The organism is Methylobacterium sp. WL19 (assembly GCF_008040005.1).
In the GTDB taxonomy this organism is placed as follows: Bacteria; Pseudomonadota; Alphaproteobacteria; order Rhizobiales; family Beijerinckiaceae; genus Methylobacterium; species Methylobacterium bullatum.
On record NZ_VRVC01000237.1, the window covers coordinates 1 to 2,810 of the forward strand.

4 protein-coding genes and 1 pseudogene are annotated in these 2,810 nt (G+C 68.3%); all 5 read right to left on the bottom strand.

Annotated features, from left to right (window positions below; genetic code table 11):
* Nucleotides 1-225: 225 nt before the first annotated feature.
* A complete protein-coding gene (locus FV220_RS24610; RefSeq protein ID WP_056149260.1) occupies nucleotides 226-510 on the bottom strand; it encodes an exodeoxyribonuclease VII small subunit in 285 nt (94 codons plus the stop codon).
* A 160-nt stretch (nucleotides 511-670) separates the two neighbouring features.
* Nucleotides 671-1,183, bottom strand: a complete 513-nt coding sequence (locus FV220_RS24615) for a protein tyrosine phosphatase (protein ID WP_147833540.1) — start codon at nucleotides 1,181-1,183, stop codon at nucleotides 671-673.
* Nucleotides 1,183-1,779, bottom strand: coding sequence for an HD family hydrolase (locus tag FV220_RS24620; protein ID WP_147833541.1), 597 nt, complete (start codon nucleotides 1,777-1,779; stop codon nucleotides 1,183-1,185). The genes FV220_RS24615 and FV220_RS24620 overlap by 1 nt, the downstream gene beginning before the upstream one ends.
* Nucleotides 1,776-2,396 carry a DNA-3-methyladenine glycosylase I gene (locus FV220_RS24625; RefSeq protein WP_147833542.1) on the bottom strand — a complete coding sequence of 207 codons (621 nt, stop codon included), beginning with the start codon at nucleotides 2,394-2,396 and terminating at the stop codon, nucleotides 1,776-1,778. Before FV220_RS24625 ends, FV220_RS24620 begins: the two co-directional genes overlap by 4 nt.
* A gap of 258 nt (nucleotides 2,397-2,654) precedes the next feature.
* Nucleotides 2,655-2,810: pseudogene (locus tag FV220_RS26540) on the bottom strand (folate-binding protein); the annotation flags it as partial.

Here is a 2,810-nt window from a genome sequence, read left to right on the forward strand (position 1 = left end):
ACCGACACCGCGTCGATCATCTCCTGACGCACAGCGTCCGCCACCGCCTGAAGCTGGCTCTCGGGAAGCGCGCGAAGAGCAGACGTCTCGTCAAGCCCGTCGAGGATCGAGGTTTCTATCCGTGACACAGAATCAACCTCACGTCCGGAGGGAAGATAAGCGCGCAACTTGTTGCGGCAGATGAATAATTTTCATGAAACCATGGATCATCGCGACCCCGTGGGTTCAGCCGACATCGAGGGGAGCGACACCCGCCGCGCCCCCGTCGGGCCCGAGCGTGATCGTCTGGATCCGCGCCTCGGCCTTGCGCAACAGACCTTCGCAATGCCGCTTCAAGATCTCGCCGCGCTCGTAGATCGCTACCGATTCGTCGAGGGGCACATCCCCCTTCTCCAGGCGTCGCACGATCTCCTCGAGCTGTTCGAGCGCCTTCTCGAACGGCAGGTCGAGTCCCTCGTCGGACACCTTCGAATCGGTTGTCGCCGCCACGGCGGATCGCGCTGCGGTCATCCCAGGGTACCCCTCATTGTGCCGGTCTAAGCCTGCGGCTGCCTGCCCGACAAGCCCAGGGGGGCGTTGGCTGCTCCATCGGCAAGCACTTCGTCAAGGGTGGCGTCGTTTCGGCCACACTCGATTCATCACAATTATAAGCTGATCGCGGCCTTGGCCCTTACCCCAGCGCGAGCGCGAAGGGATTTCCCTCGAACGCGTCGGCGCCCCGCCCGATCCCCGCGATGGCGGCGGACATCCGTCCTCCGCGTCCAAGCAGACGGTCGGCGATCTCCACGAACAGGGCATTGGGCGTCGCCGAAGGCGATGCGGCGCGCAGGGCGCGGGCGATCTCGGCCTCGTCCCGTTCCGGCGCAAGGGCGCAGGCGGCGATGTAGGCCGCCGCCGTGGAGCGGCTGATCCCGGCATAGCAGTGGATCAGCAGCGGCCGATCCCGGTCCCAAGAAGCGGCAAAATCGAGGATACGACGCACATGAAGCTCGCCCGGCAGGACATGCCCGTCGAGGGGGGCGACGATGTCGCTGACTTCGACCACGCAATGGCGCCCGTCGGCGATGCCCTCCGGGCGTGCGATGGCGGTGCCGATCTTCATCAGCGTCATCAGGTGGCTCGCCCCGGTGCTCTCCAGAATCCGGGGCAGTTGCGACAGGGGGCAGACGTGGATATCCGACATCAGGAAGCGCTCGTAAGAACCTGAAAACGTGAAAGGAACCTCGATTGAGCCTCGGCGGTCGGCCAGGGCTCGATCAGCGCCTGCGCCTCCGGGGCAGCCGGGTGCAGATGCCCGAAGACCGCGCTGGCCTCGTCCGCCGAAAAGCCGGCGAGGCGGGTGGCTTCGAGATGGGCCGCCATCGCATCGGCGCGCTTGACCAGGCGAACCTCGTCCTCGTCGGGCTCCGGCAGGCCGAAGCGCTGGCGGATCGCCGCCATCAGGCGCAGTTCCACACCCTTGTAGGACGGTCCGATCGCCGCCTTGAACGGCGAGATGATGTCGCCGATCACGTATTCCGGGGCATCGTGCAGCAGGAGTTCGAGGCGCTGCATCCGGGTCCGGCCGGGGGCCAGATCCGCGCCGATGGCCTCCACCAGAAGTGCGTGCTGGGCCACGGAAAAGACGTGCGGCCCGGCGGTCTGGCCGTTCCAGCGAGCGACGCGGGCGAGACCGTGGGCGATGTCGGCGATCTCGATGTCCTGCGGCGAGGGATCGAGGAGGTCGAGACGCCGGCCCGACAGCATCCGCTGCCAGGCGCGGGGGGCGGTGGCGCTCATCGGCCCGCCCCCATGGCGGCGCAGGGGGCGTGTCGATGGCACCCGACGAGGTGGTCGTTCACCATGCCCACCGCCTGCATGAAGGCATGGACGATGGTGGGGCCGCAGAAGCTGAACCCTTCGCTCTTGAGGGCGCGCGAGATGGCCCGCGAGATCTCCGTCTCGGTGGCGATGCCGGCCCGGTCCGTCGCCCGGCCCTGGATCGGCTGGCCCTCGACGAAGTCCCACAGGAAGCGCGAGAAGCCGGGGCCGCGCTCCTCGATGGCGAGGAAGGCGCGGGCGCCCGCGATGGTCCCGACGATCTTGGCGCGGTTCCGGATGATGCCGTTATCCTGCATCAGCCGCTCGACATCGGCCTGCGTGAACCGCGCGATGGCCTCCGGGTCGAACCCGGCGAACGCCCGGCGGAATCCCTCGCGCCGCCGCAGGATGGTGATCCAGGACAGGCCGGCCTGGAACCCGTCGAGGATCAGTTTCTCGTACAACGCCCGGCCGTCATGCTCGGGCACGCCCCATTCGGTGTCGTGATAGGCGACGTAGACCGGATCGAGCCCGGCCCACCAGCAGCGCGGGCAGCCGTCGGGATGTTGGATCAGGCCTGTGGAATCGTGCGGCATGGGATCGAGAATAATCGGAACGGATCAAGAACGCCAGATGGGCCGAGAACGCCGGGAGGCCGGGTCGTCGCCAGGAGCGATCAGCTGCGCATCCCCTCTCCCCGCACGCGGGGAGAGGGCCGCGACGACCCCGTCGTCGGCGCGGCGAGGCGGCAGCCGAAGGTGAGGGGGCTCGGCCCAAGGAGCCTCGTCCGGAATCGCCCCCTCACCGTCGCTCCGGCTTCGCCTCCACTCACCGAGTGTCATTGTCGCCCCCGATCACCCGGCCGGCGTCACCTCCGGAAAGGCGAAGGTGGCGAAGGAGGGTTTCTCGACACCGAGGATCGTCGCGCCGGCGCGCACAGGCTCGCCGGCGGCGACCGCATCGGCGAGGCGGTCGAGGCGGAGCATGGCGAGGCCGCGGGCGCCCGACAC